The following is a 4982-nucleotide window of genomic DNA, read 5'->3' on the forward strand; positions in this document are numbered from 1 at the left end:
AAACCCAACGCCGCCATGAAGTGGGGCCACTTCGCTGCCCTGCGCTGGCAGCGCGGCGACAACCGGCTGCCCGAGGTCCTCGTCTCCGGTGAGGGCCTGCACCGCACGCCCGCCGAAGTCCTCGTCACCCTGCTGCACGAAGCCACCCACAGCCTCGCCAACGTCCGCGGCATCCAGGACACCAGCCGCCAAGGCCGATGGCACAACGCCAAATTCGCCAAACTCGCCGCCGAACTCGGCCTGTCGGCCGCCAAGGACGACAAGCTCGGCTACTCGCCCTGCACCCTGACCGACACGGCTGCCGCCGACTACGCGGACACCCTCGGCCACCTCGCACGAGCGCTCAACGCCTACCGGCATCCCGAACCCACCGGTGAGGGCAGGAAGCGCACGAACAACAACAACGGCATCACCGCCGAATGCGCCTGCCCGCGCAAAATCCGCCTCTCGGTGACGGCCTTCGACGAAGGCCCGATCGTCTGCGCCGCCTGCAACAGCGCGTTCCTCCCGGACGACGTCGACCGCGACGCGTACCCGCATCCCACGTTCGGCCCGCCGTGCACCCACGGCGACGAGGCCGACCCCGTGCCGGCCGACGACGACTCGGAGGACCCGATGGTGTTCTACGACCCCACCGGCGAACGGTTCGGCATCCCGACGTTCCCGTTCAAGTTCGCCCCCGACGGCTACGCCACCCTCCGCCAGCTCCGCGACCAAGGGCTACGCCCAGGCGGGCAAACCGTTGCCGCGCAACTGATGTGGCGTCGCGGGAAGCGCGTCGCCTACCTCTACCGCATCGACCTCGCGCTGCCCAAGCGCACCGCCACCGCGGCGCAGCTCGCCGCCCTCGACAAGGCCAACCGCGCCAAGCGCGTCTGCCCGGCCTGCACCCAACTCAAGCCCTACCAGATCCCGCGCCGGACCGGCGCCTGCCTCGACTGCGAACCGGAGGCCACCCGATGACCACACCGGTGTGCCCGACCTGCGCCACCCAGCTGAGCCACGTCGACCTGGTGTTCGACAGCACCGACCTCGGCGAATTCTTCACCGACCTCTTCGACTGCCCGGACGGTGACGGCACCTACTGCGTCGACTTCGACGACCCGACCGCAACGCCGTACCCGATCACCACGGCGGGAGGCACGCCATGACGGCCGCCCTCGCCGACTGCCGGTTCTGCATCGACGGGCACATGCCCGCCGGACGCGACGACTACCTCGGCGAACTGTTCGAACGCTGCCCCGAATGCGTCCCCGAATGCCCGGACTGCAACGGCCTGGCCGTCTTCCCCGCCAACTACAACAGCCCACTCGAGCTCGTGCTCGACCTGCTCACCTTCCGCCTCGGCCCGGTCTTCTGCCCCGGCTGCCTCGGCGTCACCAGCCTCATCTCACTCGGCCCCGCCCGACCCGATGAAGGGACCATCTCATGAACCCCTACCCGCGCACCTACCGCTCGGCCGCTGACTGGCCGCCCGTGCCCGCCTCGGTCACCAAGCGGTGCGACAACACCTCCGTCGGCGTCCTGATCAGCGACGACCAGGGACGGCATCTGCTGTTCGCCCGGAACACCCCACCGGTCGGGATCGCCCCCGCCGCCGGGCACATCGACGAACACGGCAGCCCCGAACAGGCCGCCCGTACCGAGGTCGCCGAAGAACTCGGCCTGACCGTCACCGGCCTCACCCTCATCGCCCGGCAATGGCGTCACAACATCTGCCGCCGCCAGCACGGACCCCAAGGACCGGGCCACCACTGGACCGTCTACCAAGCCGAGGTCACCGGCGACCTCAACCCGAGCCCCCGCGAAACGCGGAACCCGCGCTGGTACACCACCGAAGAACTGCAGCACCTGGCCGAGCGGACTGCGGACTACGCCCGCAGTCGGCTCACCACCGACGAATTTCATGCCACGCCCGGCATCGAACCCGTCTGGGTTGGCTTCCTTTACGACGCCGGACTGATCACGCTGCTGCAGCGTGACCTTCGGGCCATCGAGTGGCTCGCCAGCCGCTCACCCTACGAACCGCCCTTCCCGCCATACCGGTATCTGATCGTGTTCCGCTGCGACAACGGCGCCCACGGCATGGACGAGGTACCCATCCTCATCCGCTCCGACCGCCAGTTCCACACCTTCGACGACCTCACCCCGATCGCCAAGGGCCTGCAAGACCACGGCGGCTACACCAACGTCCGCATCCTCAGCTACCAGAGCTACCCCGACCCCGACGAATCGGGGCCGGCATGACCATTAAACCCGCATCCACGAAGGACACCCGCAGGAAGAAGCGTCTGCGCCTCACCGCCGAGAGTCTCCAGTTCGGTGTCCTCGTTCTGATCGTCGTTTCCGTTGGCCTGATGGCCGGCGCTGCCTCGTTCACCCACGTCCACGACTGGACCATCGACAACTCGCCCACCGGAACCCCGGACTGGTTCGGCTGGGCCAACGCCGTCATCTCCGAATTGATCCCGACCGCATCCATCATCGAAATCGCCCGGCGCCGACGCCGCACCCCGGGCTGCTCGGTGTCCTACCCGATGGTCCTGCTCGTTGGCGCAGTCGGTTTCTCGCTGACCGCTCAGCTGGCCGTGGCCAAGCCCGGCCTGTCCGGCTGGATCGTCTCCGCCCTGCCCGCTGTGGCCTTCCTCGGCCTGTCCAAGCTCGTCTTCTCCGCCACCGCACACCGGCCCACCCACCCGGTCACGGCACCAGCGCCGGCCGCCTCGCCCGCCACGTCACCAGACAGCACGCGCGCGAAGGCCAGCCCGGCCGCCGTATCCACGACCAGGGCCACCACCAGCAAGAGCACACCGGCGAAGAAGACACCCGCGAAACGGACCCCGGCCAAGAAGACTCCCAGCCCGGCACCGGCGACGACGGCCCCGCCCGTACCGGCCCCGGCCGAAACCCCGGCACCAGCTGCGCGGACCGGCAAGCAGTACCCGCAACCGCTGCTGGCCAACGCCCGGACCCTCGCGGTGTCGCACCGCGCCGAACACGGCGAAGACATCAGCGCCACCCGCCTCGCAGTACGCCTGCGAGTCCCGACCGCCGACGCGGCCGACATCCTCACCCAACTCCAACACCCGCCCACGCCGGCCACCACCCGGCCACACAACGGCAGCACCGTCGCCACCACCACATGAGCCCATTTCTCGACGCTGCCTCTCGCGCCCACAACACACCCGTTGTGGGCACGGGGGACGCCGCCGAACCCTCGACGGCTAACCAGATCCGAAAGGACCCCATCCATGACCACCGCACCCACCGCCAAGGACGACCCCGCTGCGCCTGCCTCCATCGAGGAGTTCCGAGCACTGCTCGCCCCCAACCTCGACCACCCCGCCGACTACTGGCGGCAACTCGCCTTCCTGCTCAGCCTCTACTTCGGCGTCCTGCAGTCACGGCACCGCCGCTGCGCAGTGTCCGGCTGCCGCGTCTGCGAAGTCCTGGCCGACGTCGTCGCCCTCGCGCAAGCCCACAACAGCCTGCAGACCTTCGACGAAGGCAAGGAGATCGACCTGCCCTACCCGCTGCTGTCCACCATCACCAGCAGCCGCGGCCTCAACCCCAACCCCGGCCCCGCAGCTGACCGGACCGCCACCGATGCCTGATGCGTAGCTCGACGCTGCCTCTCGTCCCCACAACACCCGTTGTGGGCACGGGGGAGAACGCCGAGACCACCACCCGCCCACCACTGCCGGAAGGAGACCAGCCGTGACCCAGCCAACCCTGCCGCTCTGGCCCACCACCGGCACCACCTCCCGTCCCGGCGACGGACGGTTCTGGCCCTGGGCACAACCCACCCCGAAGCCGAAGGCCCCGCATCCGGATACGAGGCTGGGCTTCGACCCGGGTGAAGTCGCCGCCGCCCGTAGCCGGGTTCGCTCCGGTGAGTTCCCGGACTGGCTCGACCACGTCTCGGCTGTCGCCGCGTGCACCCGCCCGATCCGGCTGTCCGGTGACATCGACGTCAAAAACCCGGACGGCACGCTGATGCACACCATGACCACCGACGACATGCCCGACGGCGTCATCTACACCCCGTGCGGGAACCGCCGCGCCAGCGTCTGTCCGTCCTGCGCCGAGGTGTACCGCCGCGACACCTACCAGATCATCCGCGCCGGGCTCGAAGGCGGACGTTACGGCCTGCCCCCACTCGGTCAGCACCTCGCCGTGTTCCTCACCGCCACCGCCCCCTCCTTCGGACCGGTGCACCACCGCGTGGTGAAAACCCACGCCGCCGACTGCCGCAGCAAAGACCGCTGCACCTGCCGCGCGAGCGTGTGCCGGCCCTTCGGCAAACCCTGCCTGCACGGCCAGCCGATGCGCTGCACCGCCCGGCACAAGACGACCGATCCCGCCCTCGGCACCCCGTTCTGCCTGGACTGCTACGACCACACCGGCCAAGTTGTATGGAACCTCGAAGCGTCCGAGCTGTGGCGGCGCACCATCCAAGAATTCGACCGCGAACTCGGACGGCTCGGCAAACGGCTCGGCGTGCCGCTGCGCCGGCAGTACCACAAGGTGTACGAATTCCAAGCCCGCGGCGTGATCCACTACCACGCCGTCATCCGGCTTGACGGCTACCACCCCGACTGCCCCGGCGCGATCGTCCCACCCGACCGCATCATCACCCGCCACATGTTCGCCCACGTCCTGGAAACCGCGTTCGCCAAGACCAGCTACACCACCGCCGGCCATCCGGCCAACGGCGGACGCGGCTGGCGGATCGCCTGGGGCAGCCAGGGCCTGGACATCGAGCACATCAACGCCCCCGGCGGCGAGGCCAACCTGTCCAAGCTGTCCGGCTACCTCGCCAAGTACGTCACCAAAAGCACCGAAGTCACCGGCGCCACCTTCCGCCGCCTCGACGACCTCACCATCGAACTGCACGCCACCCCGGACACCCACGTCGGCCGGCTCATCCAAGCCTGCTGGCACCTCGGCACCGCCCACGGCTGGCACCGGCTACGCCGCTA

General features: G+C 69.3%; 7 protein-coding genes. All 7 read left to right on the top strand.

Features of this window, described 5'->3' with window-relative positions; translation table 11 throughout:
* Positions 1-615 precede the first annotated feature (615 nt).
* Entirely contained in the window at positions 616-963 is a 348-nt protein-coding gene (locus tag AB0M20_RS26990; protein WP_364302844.1) for an RRQRL motif-containing zinc-binding protein, read from the top strand.
* The gene (locus AB0M20_RS26995) at positions 960-1151 is read left to right on the top strand and encodes a hypothetical protein (RefSeq protein ID WP_364302832.1); all 192 of its coding nucleotides are present in this window, start codon (positions 960-962) and stop codon (positions 1149-1151) included. Before AB0M20_RS26990 ends, AB0M20_RS26995 begins: the two co-directional genes overlap by 4 nt.
* The gene (locus AB0M20_RS27000) at positions 1148-1432 is read left to right on the top strand and encodes a hypothetical protein (RefSeq protein ID WP_364302834.1); all 285 of its coding nucleotides are present in this window, start codon (positions 1148-1150) and stop codon (positions 1430-1432) included. Before AB0M20_RS26995 ends, AB0M20_RS27000 begins: the two co-directional genes overlap by 4 nt.
* The gene (locus AB0M20_RS27005) at positions 1429-2247 is read left to right on the top strand and encodes an NUDIX hydrolase (protein WP_364302836.1); all 819 of its coding nucleotides are present in this window, start codon (positions 1429-1431) and stop codon (positions 2245-2247) included. The genes AB0M20_RS27000 and AB0M20_RS27005 overlap by 4 nt, the downstream gene beginning before the upstream one ends.
* On the top strand, positions 2244-3146 hold the full coding sequence (locus tag AB0M20_RS27010; RefSeq protein ID WP_364302838.1) for a hypothetical protein: 903 nt from the start codon (positions 2244-2246) through the stop codon (positions 3144-3146). Before AB0M20_RS27005 ends, AB0M20_RS27010 begins: the two co-directional genes overlap by 4 nt.
* A gap of 105 nt (positions 3147-3251) precedes the next feature.
* Positions 3252-3614 carry a hypothetical protein gene (locus AB0M20_RS27015; protein ID WP_364302840.1) on the top strand — a complete coding sequence of 121 codons (363 nt, stop codon included), beginning with the start codon at positions 3252-3254 and terminating at the stop codon, positions 3612-3614.
* Between the two features lie 103 nt (positions 3615-3717).
* Positions 3718-4982 (top strand): replication initiator (locus AB0M20_RS27020; protein WP_364302842.1); only part of this gene is annotated, 1265 nt, incomplete at its 3' end.

The organism is Actinoplanes sp. NPDC051633 (assembly GCF_040681735.1).
Lineage (GTDB): Bacteria > Actinomycetota > Actinomycetes > Mycobacteriales > Micromonosporaceae > Actinoplanes.